The 19,284-nt window shown below is 60.4% G+C and carries 16 protein-coding genes; 7 read left to right on the forward strand and 9 right to left on the reverse strand.

The window, feature by feature from the left end; translation table 11 throughout:
* Positions 1-53: 53 nt before the first annotated feature.
* Positions 54-2,345 (forward strand): autotransporter outer membrane beta-barrel domain-containing protein, encoded by a 2,292-nt coding sequence (locus CXQ82_RS07445; RefSeq protein WP_101267552.1) that lies wholly within the window; start codon positions 54-56, stop codon positions 2,343-2,345.
* A gap of 155 nt (positions 2,346-2,500) precedes the next feature.
* On the opposite strand, the gene CXQ82_RS07450 is transcribed toward CXQ82_RS07445, so the two are convergent.
* From CXQ82_RS07450 to CXQ82_RS07475, 6 genes are all read right to left on the reverse strand, one after another.
* Positions 2,501-5,590 carry a hypothetical protein gene (locus CXQ82_RS07450; RefSeq protein ID WP_157832147.1) on the reverse strand — a complete coding sequence of 1,030 codons (3,090 nt, stop codon included), beginning with the start codon at positions 5,588-5,590 and terminating at the stop codon, positions 2,501-2,503.
* Positions 5,591-5,750: 160 nt separating this feature from the next.
* Positions 5,751-6,779 (reverse strand): AbrB family transcriptional regulator, encoded by a 1,029-nt coding sequence (locus CXQ82_RS07455; protein WP_101273733.1) that lies wholly within the window; start codon positions 6,777-6,779, stop codon positions 5,751-5,753.
* Entirely contained in the window at positions 6,772-8,286 is a 1,515-nt protein-coding gene (locus CXQ82_RS07460; RefSeq protein WP_101267556.1) for a tripartite tricarboxylate transporter permease, read from the reverse strand. The genes CXQ82_RS07455 and CXQ82_RS07460 overlap by 8 nt, the downstream gene beginning before the upstream one ends.
* Position 8,287: 1 nt before the next feature.
* Positions 8,288-8,746 (reverse strand): tripartite tricarboxylate transporter TctB family protein, encoded by a 459-nt coding sequence (locus tag CXQ82_RS07465; protein ID WP_101267557.1) that lies wholly within the window; start codon positions 8,744-8,746, stop codon positions 8,288-8,290.
* A gap of 60 nt (positions 8,747-8,806) precedes the next feature.
* A complete protein-coding gene (locus CXQ82_RS07470) occupies positions 8,807-9,790 on the reverse strand; it encodes a tripartite tricarboxylate transporter substrate binding protein (RefSeq protein WP_101267559.1) in 984 nt (327 codons plus the stop codon).
* Between the two features lie 30 nt (positions 9,791-9,820).
* Positions 9,821-11,113, reverse strand: a complete 1,293-nt coding sequence (locus CXQ82_RS07475) for an OprD family porin (protein ID WP_101267561.1) — start codon at positions 11,111-11,113, stop codon at positions 9,821-9,823.
* 235 nt (positions 11,114-11,348) lie between these two features.
* Here CXQ82_RS07475 and CXQ82_RS07480 point away from each other — a divergent pair, with 235 nt between their 5' ends.
* Positions 11,349-12,020: a response regulator gene (locus tag CXQ82_RS07480; protein WP_010212220.1), complete on the forward strand. Its 672-nt coding sequence runs from the start codon at positions 11,349-11,351 to the stop codon at positions 12,018-12,020.
* Positions 12,013-13,398: a sensor histidine kinase gene (locus CXQ82_RS07485; protein WP_101267562.1), complete on the forward strand. Its 1,386-nt coding sequence runs from the start codon at positions 12,013-12,015 to the stop codon at positions 13,396-13,398. The genes CXQ82_RS07480 and CXQ82_RS07485 overlap by 8 nt, the downstream gene beginning before the upstream one ends.
* Here the strand turns inward: CXQ82_RS07485 and CXQ82_RS07490 are convergent, their stop codons facing one another.
* Both CXQ82_RS07490 and CXQ82_RS07495 read right to left on the reverse strand, forming a co-directional pair.
* A complete protein-coding gene (locus tag CXQ82_RS07490; RefSeq protein ID WP_101267564.1) occupies positions 13,399-14,220 on the reverse strand; it encodes an HDOD domain-containing protein in 822 nt (273 codons plus the stop codon). It lies immediately after the preceding gene.
* A gap of 36 nt (positions 14,221-14,256) precedes the next feature.
* Positions 14,257-15,198, reverse strand: a complete 942-nt coding sequence (locus CXQ82_RS07495) for a folate-binding protein YgfZ (protein WP_101267566.1) — start codon at positions 15,196-15,198, stop codon at positions 14,257-14,259.
* Between the two features lie 140 nt (positions 15,199-15,338).
* Here CXQ82_RS07495 and CXQ82_RS07500 point away from each other — a divergent pair, with 140 nt between their 5' ends.
* A complete protein-coding gene (locus CXQ82_RS07500; RefSeq protein ID WP_101267568.1) occupies positions 15,339-15,593 on the forward strand; it encodes a succinate dehydrogenase assembly factor 2 in 255 nt (84 codons plus the stop codon).
* Positions 15,577-16,023 (forward strand): protein YgfX, encoded by a 447-nt coding sequence (locus tag CXQ82_RS07505; protein WP_101267569.1) that lies wholly within the window; start codon positions 15,577-15,579, stop codon positions 16,021-16,023. Before CXQ82_RS07500 ends, CXQ82_RS07505 begins: the two co-directional genes overlap by 17 nt.
* Here CXQ82_RS07505 and nadB read toward each other — a convergent pair.
* Complete coding sequence (gene nadB, locus CXQ82_RS07510; RefSeq protein ID WP_101267571.1) at positions 15,992-17,608, reverse strand: L-aspartate oxidase; 1,617 nt, start codon at positions 17,606-17,608, stop codon at positions 15,992-15,994. The two genes, CXQ82_RS07505 and nadB, sit on opposite strands and share 32 nt — an antisense overlap.
* Before the next feature lie 463 nt (positions 17,609-18,071).
* Between nadB and rpoE the strand changes: the two genes are divergently transcribed.
* Positions 18,072-18,653, forward strand: a complete 582-nt coding sequence (gene rpoE / locus CXQ82_RS07515; RefSeq protein ID WP_003172477.1) for an RNA polymerase sigma factor RpoE — start codon at positions 18,072-18,074, stop codon at positions 18,651-18,653.
* A 32-nt stretch (positions 18,654-18,685) separates the two neighbouring features.
* Positions 18,686-19,273 carry a sigma-E factor negative regulatory protein gene (locus CXQ82_RS07520; protein ID WP_003172479.1) on the forward strand — a complete coding sequence of 196 codons (588 nt, stop codon included), beginning with the start codon at positions 18,686-18,688 and terminating at the stop codon, positions 19,271-19,273.
* Positions 19,274-19,284 lie beyond the last annotated feature (11 nt).

Genomic DNA, 19,284 nt, shown 5'->3' on the forward strand with positions numbered 1-19,284 from the left:
TTCGATACAGGTTCCGGGTTCTAACTGGATATTTCTCTCAGTAGAGGTAGTACATGACACTCATCCCCGCACCAGGCTTTCACTACTCCAAGTTAACCTCCTGTATCAAGTTGCTGGCGGTCGCGCCGTTTTGTCTGCTGGTTGATCCTGCATTCGCACTGACCATTGTCGATGGCACCGGCGAGACTGGCCGCCCGGTTGTAACGGCGGACCGCACTACAGTGGTCACTAATTATGCCTTGATAAATGGCGGTACACTGAACTTGGTGGACGGTGCTAATGCGCGTGACATCCGCGCCATTGGTTCTACGCTGAATATGGATAGCGCTCACGTCAGATCGACTGAACTCATTAACCCGGCTATTTCGTTGATCGGAAGTAACGCGACGATTTCCAACTCTTCCGTCACCAGCACCACCCGGGGGGCTCTGGACGTGGCCCGCAGCCCGCTAGACACCAGCGGTTCCCTGGCCGTCGTCAACAGCAGCCTGATCCAGGGCGCCACCTATGGTGCGGCGGTCTCGGCTTACAGTAATTTGATACTCAATAGCTCTACGGTGATCGGCGACAGCGAGGAAGGCCTGCGTTTGGTGGGCGGCAACGCGACAGCCGTCAACAGCACCATCAACGGTGCCACCAACGGCGTGAGGATGGTGCGTGATAGCGTGGCCACGGGCATTTCCCCGACGCTGGTACTGGAAGGCTCGCATGTAGAGGGCGGCAGCGGCGCGGCGATCCTGGTTGACCGGCTGATTACCGCTGAAATCGATGTGAACAACGGCTCCACCCTGGTCGGTGGCAACGGCAATATGCTGGAGCTGATCAACGGCGGCGACGCCAACATGCGCGTCAACAACAGTGCGTTGGTCGGCAATATTCAGGTCGGTCTGGATAGCGAGCTGGACCTGAGTCTGGACGGCGCATCGATGCGCGGCGACGTGATCAATTCCGGTGGTAACGCCAGTGTCGGGCTGAACAATGGCTCGGTGTTGACCGGGCGCCTGGAAAACGTCAACACGCTGTCGATCAACAGCAATGCCACTTGGGTCATGGTTGATAACCAACAGGTGGGCGATCTGTCGATGAATAATGGCTACATCAAGTTCGGTGACCCCGGTGTGTTTTACCAGTTGGATGTAGAGAACCTGTCGGGTAACGGCACCTTCATGATGACGGCGGATTTCTCGACGATGACCGGCGACTTCCTGAACGTAACCGGGACTTCTTCCGGCGCGCATAAATTGCTGATCGCCAGCAGCGGAGCCGACCCGTTGTCTGATGATCGCTTGCACGTGGTGCATACCGCAGACGGCGGCGCGACCTTCAGCCTGCTGGGCGACCGTGTGGATGTGGGCACCTATTCCTACAGCCTGATCAGCGAAAACAGCAATCAGGATTGGCTGCTGGATCCGAGCACCAAGGTCATCAGCCCGAGCACCGGGTCCGTATTGGCGTTGGCCAACGCCGCGCCGAGCGTGCTGTATGGTGAAATGAGCAACCTGCGTACGCGTATGGGCGAGTTGCGCCTCAGTGATGGCAAGTCATCGGGGTTATGGACCCGTGCCTATGGCAACAAGTATGAAGTGTCCAACAACAACACGGGCGTGGAATACAACCAGACCCAGAGCGGCTTTACCCTGGGTGCCGACGCACCTGTTGCCGGTGGCGATGGCCAGTGGCTGGCGGGTTTTATGGCCGGTCACAGCACCTCGGACCTGGACTTGACGCGTGGTAGCAGCGCAACGATCAAGAGCTACTATGTGGGCGGTTATGCCTCCTGGCTGGATGCCGAGAGCGGTTTCTACTTTGATGGTGTGCTCAAGCTTAACCGCTTGCACAGCGAGTCGAACGTCGCCATGAGTGATGGCAGGAAAGCCAAGGGCAATTTTGATCAGAATGCGGTGGGTGCCTCGGGTGAATTCGGTCGCCATATCACCTTGGACGATGGCTTTTTCGTTGAGCCTTACGGGCAGTTGGCGGCGGTCATCATTCAAAGCCAAAGTTATGAGCTGGACAACGGCCTGCAGGCCAAGGGCGATCGCACCGCCTCAGTGGTGGGCAAGGCCGGTGTGACGGCCGGGCGCAACATTCAACTCGACAGCGGCAGCATCCTGCAACCGTATCTGCGCACCGCGGTTGCCCATGAGTTCAACCAGAGTAACCACGTGTTTGTGAACGACAACAAGTTCAACAATGACCTGTCGGGCACGCGGGTTGAGGTGGGTGCGGGTGTGGCAATGTCGGTGTCCGAGAGCTGGAAACTGCATGCTGATGTTGAGCACAGTAAGGGCCGTAATATTGACCAGCCATGGGGGGTTAACGTGGGGGTGCGTTACGATTTTTAAGGGTTGGTTTGGGTGGGATGTTGTGCAGTAGCGCTGAATTGAATCCCAGGGTTTCTGTATTTAGGTAAATGCCCCGTATCGAAAGATACGGGGCATTTTTGTGGATTTAAGACAACATAAAATTTAATAGATGTGTCTCAGTTACCAGCGTCGGGCTACCGTGAAGTTACTTTCAAATTGTCAACATAGTAATCATTCCCATTGCCTGAGCGGACATGGCTGTTTATTCTTACCTGTGTTGTGGACGAATAGGCTGTAAAATCCAGCGACAGCTTGTAAGGGCCAGCAGTAATCAGCTCCGTCGGTGTGCTCATATCACCAGTGTCGGTGCTAAGAGATAATATAGGGTTGAAGGGAACAGTTACGCGGGTGTTTCCGGCGTCAATACTGAAAGTATAAGACTTCCCTGGTATGAGCGCGGTAAACGTTTTTTGCAGGACTATCCCTATATTTTCCGATCCGGTAGTGGTGTTTACCAGCCATCTTCCTCCATAGTCAGCGGTGCTAACATACACGTCTCCGGGTCTTGCAGCTGGGCCAACTACCCAACCATTCCGGGAGTTCTTTTCGAATGTTGTTAAATCTTCAAAGTGCACACTTACTCGATAAATTGGAACTGTAAAGGGCTGTGCAGTATCCAAATTGCCGCTGCCATCCAGAGATACAGATGCTTCCACTTGTACAAGGCTGCCAGGGGTCAATGTACCCAGATACTCTGCCGGGATCGGCACACTCACACGCTTGGCCACGGCCTCTGCGCTCGTCACTGCTCTGTTAAGGAGCGGGAACAGACCTGCTGGGGATCGCAGGGAAATATACAACAGCTGACCAGCCTGCATAAACGGCCAGCCGTTAATACTCACCGTGTTAGCTTTGCTGGTATCAATCTCCCCTCCAATGGCCTCTGGAATACTGACCAAATCCCATTCCTGTGCCGCCAACGCCTCTACTCGCAGGGTCAGCGTATCGGACGGTTCGTCCTTGCCGGCGCGAATAACGTCGTAGTACACGGAACACTCTTGCCCAAGGTAGGCACCGACAAAGGCATTGGGCACCGTGATGTCCACAAAGTCATTACCAGGCAAGGGGATCGCCGGCTGCGCGGGAATATCCGGCGCGCCAACTCCTGGTTTGCCGACGATTCGCACCTTGATGTCGTCCGCTGGCAGCATCGGCACATAGCGTACGCGAACGGTCACCACTTCCGGGTTCGGCGGCAGTACACGCAAGGGGTTGAGGCGGGTCTCTGTAGGATTGATCGGCGTTCCTTCCAGCACTTCGGGTACTGGCAGGCTCAGGGCCGGGCCTACCCGGAACACCAGCTCGTCGGAGGTCCGGGGTGCTTCTCCGGTCTTTTCCAGCCTGTAGTACGTACGCGCTGAGCCGTTGAGGTTGGCGATGACAAAGGCACGAGGGATGGTGAAGGGCAGGTTTCTTCCGACCCAGTTGTTATCGATCGGAAACTCGATGGGCGGTGCACTGCCCCCGGCGGCGCTGCCCTCGAAGTGCAGGTACACCGTACTGCCCTCCGTAAACGCGGGGTTGGACAGGACCCTGATGCTTAAGTTGCCTGTTTCAATATCCGGATCGAAGACATAATCCGGTGGCACGACTTGTTCGCTTACCGGCGCTGGCAGGCTGGCCACTTGCCCGACAACCTGCAGGGTCCGCGAGCGAGAAGGCGGCCGTTCCTGAGCATTGTTGATTTTGTAATACAGCCGCAGCCAGCCACCTTCCAGTTGGCGGATATCACCGTTGGGGCCATTGAGCACCTCGATGATCACATCCTGGTCGTTGGTGCCGGCGCGCTGATCTTGCTCCTTATAGTAGGGGCGACCATTGGCGTAGGCGCCTTCCAGAATCAGAGTCACCAGGTCATTTTCATTTTGGCCGGTATAGGTCTTGACCACCACGGGCACCGGGTTGGTGGTTGCGGGCAGTTCATTGCCTGGGGCAGTTGGCACTTGCGGTGCCTCCAGCTCAGCCTCTACCGGGGTGCCGATTAACTCTGCCCGGTTGCCCTCGGAATTGCGTGGCAGCTCGCCGCTTCGAATCCGTTGATAGGTCAGCAGAATACGCCCACCGATCAGCGGCAAGATATCGGCATTCGGCCAGGGGATGTTCTGTGGGCGGGTGGTCGAGTCGATGGGGTGGTCATACACGTAGCTGATGGTTACACCGTCGACCGTGCGCCCAACGATCCTGGCGCGGATGATATCGCCCAGTACATAGCCCAGGCGGGTCACATCCACGCCGATGGTGGCGTCGTCACCGTTGAGGGCGTCGACATCAAGCAGGTCGCTGTTGCCTGGGCGCTCCACGGATTCAAGAATATAGGCCGTCGGCAGCAGCGGTTCGGCACCATCATCGAGCCGTACCTCCAGCAACTGGGCGGGCGAGTAGCCATCGGACCAATTGCCCACCTCGTCGATCACGTTCCACTCGCAGACATGCACGCCGCTGCCCACTTCGGCCCAGGTATCGGCCAAGATCGTGAGGGTGATGGGGGCTTGGCCGGCGGCCTCCAGTTCGGTTACGCGGTGTTCGAGGATGACCCCGCCAATGCTTAGGCGAATCAGGTCGTAGGCCTTTCGGGCATGGACCGCGGGCAGCACAGGGTTGCGGGGGTAGTAGCCGATGATCACCGGCACGCCATTGCGGGCCGCCTCTTCGTCGACGCCAAAGTCGATGATGTCCTGAGGAAATACCGGCTTGGGCAGGTTTTCGTTTTCCGAGGAGCTGTCTACCGGATTGCGCCCGCCTGGAATTTCGACATCGACATAGATATTGAACAGCAGGGTTTGGTCGGAGCCGCCGCTGAATCGAGTGACCACGGCTTGCAATGGGTTGCCCGCCTCTCGGACAAACCGCGAGCTTTCTACATACAGGTTGATTGGCCTGCCGTTGTCGGCTTCCTCCTTGTCGACGGTGTGGAAGTCGACGCGATTACCGTCGAGAAATAACTCGATAAAATCGTTCTCTGCCTGGCCCAGATACGCTGGCAGGATGCACAACACCCCGAGGGGGCTGACCACTAACGCCGCCCGGTTCAAACCGCCGTCAAACCCGACGATCGGGTTGCTGAGGTTAGGGATGTACAGCGGCAGATCAGCAAAGGGCACATTCTCGAAGGCTTGAGGCGTCAATGACTGCCCGTCCGGTTGCGGCAGGGTGAAGCCTGAAGGGCGCCACGCAGGAGCTTGAGCGGTGGGGCTGTCGTCTGGGAGATCGGGTGAGTGAGCCATGAGCGTATTCCTGTTTGCCTGTTGCGGTTGAGTTCGGGGTGAGAGCGGATGAGTGCCGCACTACCGATTGAACGCTTCGGGCAGGAAAGGGACTAGCTGTGAGAATTGACAGTGCCGACAGACGGTAGTGGCCCAGGGTGGGCCACTCCGGTTAGGTAAACTACGGTTGGCGGTTCCAATACCGAAACATCGGTTCCGCCAGAAACAGTACAAACAACAAGCGCATCACCTGCATCGCCGTCACCAACGGCACCGACAGTTGCAGGGTTTCGGCCGTGAGGCTCATCTCGGCAATCCCGCCGGGCATCATGCCTAGGGTCAGCGAGCGTAGGTCCAGCTGGGTCAAGGCGCTTAACCCCACCGCCGCCAATGTCGCCAAGGCCATGGTCAGCGCCGTGCCCACCAAGGTGCGGCCCATGAACGACGGTGCGCGGCGAAAGAACTGACGGTTGAAGTGGCAACCCAAGCCGCTGCCAATCAGCCATTGGCCGATCTGGCTGCCGCCATCGGGCAGGCCGATGTGCAGGTCCCACACCACGCTGGCGGTGGCACTTACCAACAACGGCCCGAACAGCCATGGGTTCGGCTGCCGTAAACGCTGCCAGCCCCAGGCCACCAGCGCGCCAAGGGGAAACAGCAGCGCCAGCCACACCCAACTCACCGGCGCCGGATGAAACTGCGGTGTGCCGCCTTCGAGCAAATACTTGAAGATCGCGGGCACACACAGCACCACCACCAGCACACGTAGACTCTGGCCTGCCGCAACACGGCTAAGCACGGCGCCATTGCGTGCGCCGAGATTGACCATCTCCCCGGACCCGCCCGGCATGCTGGAGAAAAACGCGGTGGCGCGGTCTTCGCCGCTGCGGCGCATCAACCACACGCCGACAATGCTCGAAAGGCTAGTGATCAGCGCACCGAAAAAGATCAAGCCGAAGTGGCTCATTACCTGCTCGATCACCACCGGGGTGAAGTGCAGGCCGATGCCGATACCCACCACCCATTGGCCGCATTTGCGCCCGCCGGGAATCTCCGCCAATTGCCACGGCGTGAGGCAGCGCACCAGGATAATCGCCAGCAACGAGCCGACCATGTACGGCAATGGCCAGCCGACGAGGCTGGCCAGGTAACCGCCGGCCAGGCCGACCAGCGGTGTTCCCCACCAATGTTTAAAGGTGACCTCAGACATCGGCCACGGCACGACGCTGCAGGGCCCGTTTACGGTAGATGCGCACCAGCGGGAACATCAGCATCAAGGCGGTCAGCACCCATACACCAAAGGTGATCGGGCTCGACCAGAGGATGTCCAGCGCGCCGTTGGAAATCGACAGCGCACGACGCAGGTTCTGTTCCATCAAGCCGCCGAGGATAAAGCCCAGCAGCACCGGCGACAGCGGGAAGTCCAGCTTGCGCAGGATGTAGCCGAAGATACCGATACCGACCATCAGGAACAGGTCGAAGGTGGTGGCGTGAACCGCGTACACACCAATCGCGGTGATGATGGCGATCACCGGCACCAGCGCCCAGTTCGGCACGGCGAGGATGCGTGTGAAGATGCGGATCATCGGGATGTTAAGGATCACCAGCATGATGTTGGCGATAAACAACGAGGCGATCAGGCCCCAGACAATGTCCGGCTGCTGCTGGAACAACAGCGGGCCAGGGGTGATGTTGTACAGCGACAGTGCGCCGATCATCACCGCCGTGGTGCCCGAACCGGGTACGCCGAGGGTCAGCATCGGTACCAGGGCGCCGCAGGCGGATGCACCGATCGCGGTTTCCGGCGCGGCCAGGCCGCGCATGTCGCCCTGGCCGAATTTACCGCTGGCACCGGCCAGGCGTTTCTCGGTCATGTAGGCCACGGCCGACGCCAAGGTTGCACCGGCACCGGGCAACACGCCCATGATGAAACCGAGCAGGCCGCAGCGGATATTCACTACGAATACCGCAGAAGCTTCCTTCAGGTTGAACATCATCCGCCCGGTGGCTTTGACCGCTTCCTGGCCACGGTGGGTTTTTTCCAGCAGCAGGAGGATCTCGCTGATGGAGAACAGGCCCAGCACCAACACCACAAACTGGATGCCGTCGGTGAGGTGGATGTTGTCGCCGGTAAACCGGTACACGCCGCTGTTGGCGTCGATGCCCACCGCCGAAAGGAACAGGCCGATCAGGGCCGCCACAAAGGTTTTCAACGGTTTGTCACCGGCCATGCCGCCGAGACAGACGATCGCGAACACCATCAGTACGAAATATTCCGCCGGGCCGAAGGCAATCGCCCATTTGGCCAGCAGCGGCGCAAACAGCACCATGCCGCAGGTGGCGATAAACGCGCCGATGAACGAACTCCACGCCGACAGCGATAACGCCACACCGGCCAGGCCTTTGCGGGCCATTGGGTAGCCGTCGAGGGTGGTCATCACGGTGGAGGCTTCGCCGGGGATGTTCAGCAGGATCGAGCTGATACGGCCGCCGTATTCGCAGCCCAGGTAGACGGCTGCCAGCAGGATCAACGCAGACTCCGGCGGCAGGCCGAGGGCGAATGCGATGGGGATCAACAGCGCCACGCCGTTGATCGGGCCCAGGCCCGGCAACAGGCCGACCACGGTGCCGATCAGAGTGCCGCAGAGCGCGGTCACCAGGTTGTAAGGGGACAGCGCAACGCCGAAGCCCTGGCCCAAATAGCCGAAAGTATCCATATCAGTTCTCCAGAACGTCGAGCAGGCCGAGGGGCAGCGGAACATCCATGGCTTTATCGAACAGCAGATAAAGACCGATGGCCATCAGGCTGACGATCACCACGCTGGGCACCCAGCGGCCGCCATACAGGCGCGCCATGGGGATGCCGATCAGCATGCTGCTGAGGATGAAACCCAGCGGTTCGAAGGTGCCGGCGAACACGATCAACAGGCCGACACAGATGCCGATCTTGATCAGGGTTTCGCGGTCCAGTGCGGGTTCTTCTTCGGTGTGCTTGGTCGGTTGTGGGCGAAACAGCATGTAGATCAGTGCCAGGCTCATCAGCCCGAGCATCAGCAGCGGGTAAGCCCGAGGGCCCACGGGCTCGTAGGAAAATGATGCCTGGTAAGGCCAGGCCATCAGTGCCAGGCCGGCGCAGGCCAGCAGCAGCACGGCGGCGAAAACGCGTTGTAAGAGCATGCGGAACTCCTGGGCCACGCCCGCGGTAAGCAAGGCGTGGCCGAGCAAGAAGAGGGGCGATTACTGGATCAGGCCAAACTCTTTGGCCAGCACTTTGTAGTCAGCCACCTGTTTCTTCACGTAGGTGTCCAGCTCCGGGCCGGTCATGGCGAACGGGAACAGCTCGCGCTGGTCACGCAGCTTGGCGAACTCGTCGGAGGCAAGCAGTTTGTCGAAAGCCTCTTTCCACCAGGCGTAGTCGGCATCGCTGACTTTTGGCCCGAGGTAGAAGCCACGCACTACCGGCCAGACGATGTCGTAGCCTTGCTCTTTGGCGGTCGGAATATTCTTCATTTCCGGCTCGTCCAGGCGCTGCTCGGAGAACACTGCCAGCAGGCGCATGTCACCGCTGAGGATGTGCGGCATGGAGTCGGAGATGTCGGTGCTGCCCACCTGGATGTGGCCGCCGAGCAGGGCGGTGGCGATTTCGCCGCCGCCTTCGAGGGCTACGTAACGCAGCTCGCGCGGGTTGATCCCGGCGGCCTTGGCGATCAGTGCGGTTTGCATCCAGTCCTGGCTGCCGACGGTGCCGCCGGAACCGATGACCACGCTGCCTGGATCTCTCTTCAAGGCTTTGACCAGATCGTCGAGGGTTTTGTAGGGCGAATCGGCTTTCACTGCGATAGCCCCGTAGCTGGTGCCGACAGCCGCCAGCCAACGCACGGCGCTTTCATCGAAGCGACCGAACTTGCCTTGGGCCAGGTTCAGCAGTGAACCGCTGGACCAGGCCACCAGCGTGCCGGCGTCGGCTGGACGCTGGGCGACCACCGCGTTGTAGGCCACCGCGCCGACGCCGCCGGGCATGTAGGTCACGCGCATGGGCTTGCTCAGCAGCTTTTCGTTGACCAGCGCGCTTTGCGCCAGTTTGCAGGTCAGGTCAAAACCACCGCCGGGGGAGGCCGGGGCGATGCATTCCGGGCGCTTGGGCTCGTCGGCGGCCAGCAGTTGGCCGGCGAACAGCATGCAGCCGGCGGCGAGGGCCAATTTACGCAGTGAATAGGTCATGGTTATCTCCGTGTTTGTTGTTATTAGGTGTTACCAAAGGGCAATGCTGTAGCTCACCAGCACGCGCACTTCATCTGCATCACGGGCTGAATAGTTGGAGCGGTAGGTGGCGTTACGCAGGCGCAGGCCTACATCCTTGAACGTGCCGCTTTGTACGACGTAGCGGATCTCCGTGTTGCGTTCCCACTCCTTGCCGGTCTCGCCGTTTCTAAGCTTGATGTTGTCACCTGACATGTAGCGGCTCATGAAACTCAGGCCGGGAATCCCCAGTTTGGCGAAGTCGTAGTCGTAGCGCGCCTGCCAGGAGCGTTCTTCGGCGCCGGCGAAGTCGTTGATCTGTACGAAGTTGATCAGGTACGGGTCGCTGCCATCCACGTAGGGAAAGGCGCTGTCGCCGGACATGTGCTGGTAACCGGCGCTGAGCTTATGGCCATTGAGGGCATAGCTGAACAGGCCGTTGAGCGATTTGTTGTCGATGTCGCCGCCACGGGCGCTGCCGGTGTCATCGCTGATGGCCAGCCGCAGGTCGGCGCCGAAGGTGCCGGGGCCCATCGGGCGCGAGGCGACCAGGCCGAGGAAGTGTTGGCGGTACACATCATCGAGTTGGGCAAAGTGATAGCTGCCGGTGATTTTGTCAGCGAACTTGTAGTCCACGCCGCCGAAGTCGAAATGCTTGCCAGTGGCGCCCGCGACGAAGCGGCTGTTGCGGTTGTTGAGGCCGATGTCTTCGTAATTGGTGTCGTCGCGGTCCTTGGCCTTGTTCAGGCGGCCGCCGGTAAACACCAGGTTCTTGAACTCCTTGGAACTCAACAAACCGCCTTCGAAAGTTTGCGGCAGAATGCGTCCGTCATTCGGCTTGAGGGTGGGCAGTTCGGGGATCAATGCACCGATCTTAAGCTCCGTGGCGGAGATTTTTACTTTGCCGGTCAGGCCCAGCTTGGAGTACTCGTCGGCGGCGCGGCCGTCGTCATGGGTGGGCAGCAGGCCAGTGCCGGTGCGGTCTGGGCTGGAGTCGAGCTTGACGCCGAGCATGCCCAGCGCATCCACGCCAAAACCGACGGTGCCGTCGGTGTAGCCCGATTGCAGGTTGAGCATGAAGCCCTGGGCCCATTCGTCCCGCTTGGATTGTTGCGCGCTGGTGCCGTCGCGAAAGTCGCGGTTGAAGTACATGTTGCGGGTTTCCAGGGTCGCGCTACTGTCTTCGAAGAAGGCAGCCTGGCTGAGCGGCGAAAAGCCGGCAAGGGCAGCGGCACTGGCTAGGGTGGTGTGGGCAAGGCGGGAAAAACGAACAGGCGGGCAAGCCTGGGGCTGTGTCGACAGCATCGTTGTGCACTCCGTTATTGTTCTTATTTTGGCGAAAACGCATCGAGGCGTTTTTCGGGCGCTACGGATCGGGTAGCTCGGTGGGCATAGACCACCGTAGCCGGATGCTAAAGGGCGAAGCTTTCACTAACCTTTCAGTTGCCTTTCAATGTTTTCGGGCTTCACAGGGCAAGCGGCGCCTGTAAACTGCCCGCCAAAGTGTGGCGTCGACCACCCCTGAATGAGGTAGAAATCCATGCGTGTCCTCCTGGTTGAAGACCATCTGCAACTCGCCGAAAGTGTCGCCCAGGCGCTCAAGAGCACGGGTTTGACCGTCGACGTGTTGCACGATGGCGTCGCCGCGGACCTGGCCTTGAGCAGTGAGGAATACGCGGCGGCGATCCTTGATGTGGGGCTGCCGCGCATGGACGGTTTCGAGGTACTGGCGCGGCTGCGGGCCCGTGGGAAAAATCTGCCGGTGTTGATGCTGACCGCGCGCAGCGACGTGAAAGACCGCGTGCACGGCCTGAACCTGGGCGCCGACGACTACCTGGCCAAGCCCTTTGAGCTGACGGAGCTGGAGGCGCGGGTCAAGGCCCTGCTACGCCGCAGTGTGTTGGGCGGCGAGCGCCAGCAGGCCTGCGGTGTGTTGGTGTATGACCTCGACACTCGCCGTTTCACCGTGGGCGGCGAGCTGATGACATTGACCTCCCGTGAGCAGGCGGTACTCGAAGCGCTGATTGCACGTCCGGGGCGGGTGATGAGCAAGGAGCAACTGGCGTCCCAGGTGTTCGGCCTGGATGAGGAAGCCAGCCCGGATGCCATCGAAATCTACGTGCACCGCCTGCGCAAGAAGCTTGACGGCCAACCCATCGCTATCGTGACCTTCCGTGGCCTCGGCTACCTGTTGGAAGCCCGCGATGCATAAGCCCAGCAGCCTGCGCTGGCGCCTGCTGTGGAACCTGGCGGTGTTGCTGGTATTACTCATGCTTGCCAGCGGCATGAGCGCTTATTGGAATGGCCGCGAGGCGGCCGATACAGCCTACGACCGCACGCTGCTGGCCTCGGCGCGCACGATCGCCGCCGGTTTGACCCAGGTGGACGGCACCCTCAGTGCCAACGTGCCGTACGTGGCCCTGGACACTTTCGCTTACGACAGCGCCGGGCGCATTTATTACCAGGTCAACGACATTGACCAGAAACTGATCTCTGGTTACGAAAACCTTCCCGGGCCGCCTCCCGGTACGCCGCGCACCGATGACTACCCGGCGCTGGCGCGCTTTTATGATGCTGTTTACCAGGGCCAGCCCGTGCGGGTGGTGAGCCTGCTCAAGGCTGTTTCCGAACCGAACATGAACGGCATGGCGGAAATTCGCGTGGCGGAAACCGATGAAGCGCGGGTGAGCATGGCCCGTAGCCTGATGGCCGACACCTTGCTGCGCCTGGGCATGCTGGCGATCGGCGCGTTGTTGCTGGTGTGGTTTGCCGTCAGTGCGGCGTTACGCCCGTTGGAGCGCCTGCGCACGGCGGTGGAAGAGCGCCAGCCCGACGACTTGCGGCCCTTGCCGTTGGTGGAAGTGCAGCATGAATTCGGCCCACTGGTGCGTTCCCTCAACCACTTTACCGAACGGCTGCGCGGCCAGTTCGAGCGCCAGGCGCAGTTCATTGCCGACGCCGCCCATGAGTTGCGCACGCCGCTGGCGGCACTCAAGGCGCGCCTGGAACTGGGCTTGCGCGCAGAGGACCCGGCCACCTGGCGCAGCACCCTGGAAACCGCCGCCCAAGGCACCGACCGCCTGACACACTTGGCCAATCAATTGTTGTCCCTGGCCCGTATCGAAAACGGTGCCCGGGCGATTGCCGAAGGCGGCGCCCAGTTGCTCGACCTCAGCCAGCTGGCCCGTGAGTTGGGCATGGCCATGGCGCCGCTGGCGCATGCACGCGGTGTGGCGCTGGCACTGGAGGCCGATGAGCCGGTGTGGCTGCGCGGTGAGCCGACGTTGCTCAACGAGTTGTTGAGCAACCTTGTGGACAACGCCCTGGCGCATACGCCGCCGGGCGGCAATGTGATTCTGCGGGTGACGGCGCCGGCGGTGCTGGAAGTCGAAGATGATGGCCCGGGCATCCCGCTGGATGAGCGGGATAGGGTGTTCGAGCGCTTCTACCGGCGCAGCCAGCAAGGCATGGGTTCAGGGCTAGGGTTGGCGATCGTCGGTGAAATCTGCCGCGCGCATCTGGCGCAGATCAGCCTGCATGATGGCGCGCAGGCGGGGCTGAAGGTGCGGGTGAGTTTTATCGCCGGGTGATCAATCGAACATTGCGCGCGCATCTTCCAGCTCGGCGCGCAGCTTCTCGCTGTAGGGGTCGACCCGCAGCTTTTTCATCGCCGGTACGCTGGTAACGTCCACTTTTGCCAGCGGGTGGTCGGTGCCGTGATGGCAGTACAGCACGGCAATCTGCACCAGATCGATGTAGTCCAGGCTGGCCGAGTCGCGCTCCAGGTCCAGGTATTGCCCAGGCAATTTCGCCAGCATTTCCGGGAAGTCCCAGCCGCTGAGCAGCTTGGTGCCCAGCAAAGGGTGGATGCTGTCGATCACGTGGTCGAGGCTGACCGGGTCTGAGAGCAGCTCGTAGTGGTCTTCGGCGTAGGTCAGGATCGGCAGCACGCCAATCTGGTGCACCAGGCCGCCGAGGGCCGCCTGGTCCGGCTTGAGTTGGCTATGGCTGCGGCACAAGGCGTAACTGACGCCGGCCACTTCCAGGCTGCGACGCCACACGTCACGCATTTTCTGTTCGACGGCGTCGGAACGGGCGTGGAAAATCTGTTCCATCACCAGGCCAATGGCCAGGTTGCTGCTGTAGTTGGTGCCCAGCCGCGTGATGGCGGTGTGCAGGTCGGTAACTTCCTGGGTGGCGCGCAACAACGGGCTGTTCACAACTTTGATCAGGCGCGCCGACAGCGCGGTATCGCGACCGATCACTTTGCTCAAATGGCTGATGCTGATATCCGGGTTTTCCGCGGCCTGACGAATTTTCAGGGCCACTTCCGGCAATGTCGGCAGAACCAGGTCATCGTTGTCGATGGCCTTAATCAAAGCCTGTTGGACTTTTTCCGCCAGCTTGTTCATTCATGATCTCTAGGGTGTTGCAAAAGGGTACGGCGACTAACGCTGGATCTCTCGATCGCGGTCGAGGGTGTATGGCAGGTCAAGCAGTTGCAGACCGGGGCCTTCCAGCGTGCCGATGTGCACATCGCCACTATCGGCTGCTTCGGCTTGTAATACAGCCAGAAGTTCAACGGTTTGGTCAGCTTTTGCTGCAATCACCACTTCGCCGATCGAGCTGTTGTGGCTGGGGGAAAACAGCGGGGTTCCTGGCTCGGGCATTTCAGCCGAGTTGAGGCTCAAACGGTACAAACGCCGCTTGAGTTTGCCCAGGTACTGCATGCGCGCGACGATTTCCTGGCCGGTGTAGCAGCCTTTCTTGAAGCTTACGCCGCCCACGGCTTGCAGGTTGAGCATCTGCGGGATGAACAGCTCGCGGGTCTGCGGCATGACCTGGCCAATGCCGGCGCGAATCTGCCCCAGCAGCCATTGATTCAGATCGGTTTCTTGCAGGTGCGCGGCCAGTTGGCTGCGCAGGTTTTCGCCTTGCTCGGCAGGCGCCCAGAGTTCGGCGCGGCTCGGCGAGACACGAATGGCAACTAATTGCTCATGACGCGCGACGCTATCCGTCTCGGCCGGCAGCTCAAGGCCAAGGCCGCTGAGGGCCTGGTCGCCATTGATCACGCCGAAACGCACCCAGGCAGCGCTTTCGTCGGTGAGTTTGGACTTGGAAAACACCGCGTATTTCTTCAGGTCGGCCAGCTGCGGTTCGAGCAGCTCGGTGGCCATGGCCAGCAGTACGCCGTCACCTTGCAACAGGATGCGAAAGCTCGACTGCATGCGGCCTTTCTGTGTGCAGCGCGCGCCGAGGCTGGCCTGGGTATCACTCAGGTAATTGAGGTTGCAGGTCAGTTGGCCCTGCAGGAATTTGGCAGCGTCGGCGCCGCGGACGGCGAGAACGCCTTCGTGGGACAGGGGGCAGAAGAAAGCAGAGTCGGCCATGGGTCATCGCAGGTCAAAAAGTCATGGGTGCATCATAGAGGGGCGCCCGGTAAATGGATAGTTTCAGTATGGGTCGACCAAAGCCGACTGTTCCGGTGCCGCCGGGCCTGTATACTTGCGCGCTATTTGAGGAGCGCTCCATGGTCGAAAATGTAGAACTCAATCGCCTCTATTGGCACAGCCGTCGTGGCATGCTTGAGCTGGACGTGTTGTTGGTACCGTTCGTCAAAGAGGTTTACGCCACCCTCAATCAGGTGGATCGCGACCTTTATGTGCGCTTGCTGGAATGCGAAGACCAGGACATGTTCGGCTGGTTCATGGAGCGGGCCGAGTCGGAAGACCCGGAGCTGCAGCGCATGGTTCGGATGATCCTGGATCGTGTCCAGCCCAAGTAATCGCTTCGAATGCCGCTGGCAGGCCTCGCGGCTGTTGCTGGCGGCGTACCTCGCTGCCCAGCTGTTCGCGTTGGCGGCGCTGCTGAACCTTGATCTGCCGTTTGCTTCCCTTGCAATGCTGGTAAGCCTGGCGCATGCCGCCTGGGTGCTGCCGCGCCATGTCTTGCTGACCCATCGTTCGTCGATTCGCGGCCTGCGCCGCGATGAGGACGGCTGGCAGTTGTTCAGTCATGCGCGGGGTTGGCACAGCGTGCAATTACGCCGCGACAGCCTGGCATTGCCGCTGATTGTGGTACTGCGTTATCGGCTGCCGGGCGAATGGTTGACGCGTTCGATCTGTGTGCCCAAGGATTCGCAGGCGGCCAATGTGCATCGGCGCCTGCGGGTACGCCTCAAGTTCAGCCGCCGTAGGTGGTTGGCACCAGAATAGTGTCACGGGCCTCGGGCAGCATCTGCGGGTAGTCGAGGGTGTAATGCAGGCCTCGGCTTTCCTTGCGTTCCATGGCCGAGCGGATCATCAGCTCCGCCACCTGGGCCAGGTTGCGCAATTCGATCAGGTCGCGGCTGACCTTATAGTTGCTGTAGAACTCATCGATCTCATCCAGCAGCAAGCGCACCCGGTGTTGCGCGCGTGCCAGGCGCTTGTTGGTGCGCACGATCCCCACGTAGTCCCACATGAAGCGCCGCAGCTCGTCCCAGTTGTGGGCGATGATCACGTCTTCGTCCGAATCGGTTACCTGGCTCGCGTCCCAGCGGGGCAGGGCGGCTGGCACCGGGATGTGCGGCAGTTGCTCGAGAATATCCGCCGCCGCCGAGCGGGCGTAGACGAAGCATTCGAGCAGCGAGTTGCTGGCCATGCGGTTGGCGCCGTGCAGGCCGGTGAAGCTGGTTTCGCCAATCGCATACAGGCCGGGTACATCGGTACGCCCGTGCTGGTCGACCATCACGCCGCCGCAGGTGTAGTGCGCGGCCGGCACTACGGGGATGGGGCCTTTGGTGATGTCGATGTTGAAGGCCAGGCAGCGTTCGTAGACGGTCGGGAAGTGGCTTTTGATGAAGGCTTCGGGCTTGTGGCTGATATCCAAGTAAACGCAGTCGATGCCCAAACGCTTCATTTCGTGGTCGATGGCGCGGGCGACGATATCCCGTGGGGCCAGCTCGGCGCGCGGGTCGAAGCGCTGCATGAAGCGTTCGCCGTTAGGCAGTTTCAGGTGGGCACCTTCGCCGCGCAGGGCCTCGGTGACCAGGAAACTCTTGGCCTGGGGGTGATACAGGCACGTGGGGTGGAACTGGTTGAATTCCAGGTTGGCCACCCGGCAGCCCGAACGCCAGGCCATCGCGATGCCGTCGCCACAGGCGCCGTCGGGGTTGCTGGTATACAGGTAGACCTTGGCTGCGCCGCCGGACGCCAGAATGGTGAAGCGCGCGCCGTAGGTGTCGACTTCGCCGCTGCCACGGTTGAGCACATACGCGCCCAGGCAGCGTTCGCCGGGCAGCCCCAGGCGTTTTTCGGTGATCAGGTCGACGGCGACGCGTTGCTCCAGCAGTTCGATATTGGGGCGTTGGCGGGCCTGCTCGAGCAAGGTCTTGAAGATGGCGGCGCCGGTGGCATCGGCGGCGTGGATGATGCGGCGGTGGCTGTGGCCGCCTTCGCGCGTGAGGTGAAACTCGAAGCCGCCGTCATCACTGCCCGCATGGTCGTCGCGGGTGAAGGGCACGCCCTGGTCGATCAGCCATTGGATCGCCTCGCGGCTATGTTCGACGGTGAAGCGCACTGCGTCTTCATTGCACAGGCCACCGCCGGCGTTGAGGGTGTCTTCGACGTGGGACTGCACCGTGTCGGTGTCGTCCAACACGGCGGCGACACCGCCCTGGGCCCAGAATGTCGAGCCGTTGGCCAGGTCGCCTTTGCTCAGTACGGCAATACGCAGGTGGCTGGGGAGGGTCAGCGCAAGGCTCAAGCCGGCCGCGCCGCTACCGATCACCAGGACATCGTGTTGGAACTGTTGGCTCATTTGAGGGATTCCGCAAAAAGCGATCCAAAGGGCTGGCGCAAACAGGACGCCTGGATCGGCGAATCAAAGGGTCACACGGCCCACTAGTATATAGAGGGGGGGAGCGGCACAATAGCCAGGCATTCGTGGCAATGTGAGATTACGGTGCACGGCTTGGGCTAAATCGCCTGGTTATTGGAAAGGGAACTTTTTGCATAAGCCCCGACTCAATAGCAGGTTGCCCGAAAGCTGGGAAAACGTTGAGTTTATTGGCCCGTCGGGAGCATTGGACGCGTCAGAAAACCGGCGACAAGATTATTCGCGCAGTCGGCGTTGCCCGTGCTGCGTTTTTCGTGTGTGCCAAATCAGTGCATGCCGGAAACTTGCTTGGAGGGGGAGAACTTTTGCGAAAAGTCCGAGTCTATGTTTGCAAGCCTGATCGTTTAGTTATGCAAGCCTCCTTCAAGTACAACGAGGAGTGTTCATGCTAACCCAGGAAGAGGATCAGCAGCTGGTCGAGCGCGTTCAACGCGGCGACAAGCGAGCTTTTGATCTGCTAGTGCTGAAATACCAGCACAAAATTCTCGGGTTGATCGTGCGGTTTGTGCACGACACCCATGAAGCGCAGGACGTTGCACAGGAAGCCTTTATCAAGGCGTACCGTGCACTGGGCAATTTCCGCGGTGATAGTGCGTTTTATACGTGGCTATATCGCATCGCCATTAACACGGCGAAGAACTATCTGGTGTCTCGCGGGCGCCGCCCACCGGATAGTGATGTTAGTTCAGAAGATGCGGAATTTTACGATGGTGATCACGGCCTCAAAGATCTCGAGTCGCCGGAGCGTGCATTGCTGCGCGACGAGATCGAAGGAACCGTTCATCGCACAATTCAGCAACTGCCAGAAGATTTACGTACGGCGTTAACTTTACGTGAATTCGATGGTCTGAGTTACGAAGACATTGCGAGCGTCATGCAGTGTCCGGTGGGGACTGTAAGGTCACGGATTTTCCGGGCCCGGGAAGCCATCGATAAAGCCTTGCAACCGTTGTTGCAGGAAAACTAAAGACAGCGGCGACAGCCAAGAGAGGAACCGCCATGAGTCGTGATGCCCTGCAGGAATCGCTGTCCGCAGTGATGGATAACGAAGCGGATGAACTGGAACTTCGTCGAGTGCTCAATGCATTTGATGATGCCGAAACCCGTGATACCTGGTCTCGTTACCAAGTCGCTCGGGCGGTGATGCACAAGGATCTTCTAATCCCTCGTCTGGATATTGCTGCGGCTGTTTCTGCTGCGCTGGCTGATGAAGCCGTTCCGGCAAAAGCTGCTCGTGGTCCATGGCGTAGCCTGGGTCGCCTGGCAGTCGCTGCCTCGGTGACTGTTGCCGTGCTGGCCGGTGTTCGCCTGTACAACCAGGACGAGATCGCTGGCGCCGAGTTGGCCCAACAGACTCAGCAACCGGTCATGGCCGGTCCGCAAGTCAAAGGCCCAGCCGTACTGGCCGGCTACAAGGAAAGCTCCGACACCACCGGCCCAATGGCCAACGGTGTGTTGCAAGGGCAATCCGGCTGGCAGGACCAGCGTCTTCCAGGCTACCTGCGCCAACACGCACAGGAATCGGCCCTGAAAGGCACTGAAAGCGCTCTGCCATACGCTCGCGCAGCAAGCCTGGAAAACCGCTGAACCGCTAAGGG

Origin of the sequence: Pseudomonas sp. S09G 359 (assembly GCF_002843605.1) — a bacterium.
GTDB lineage: Bacteria > Pseudomonadota > Gammaproteobacteria > Pseudomonadales > Pseudomonadaceae > Aquipseudomonas.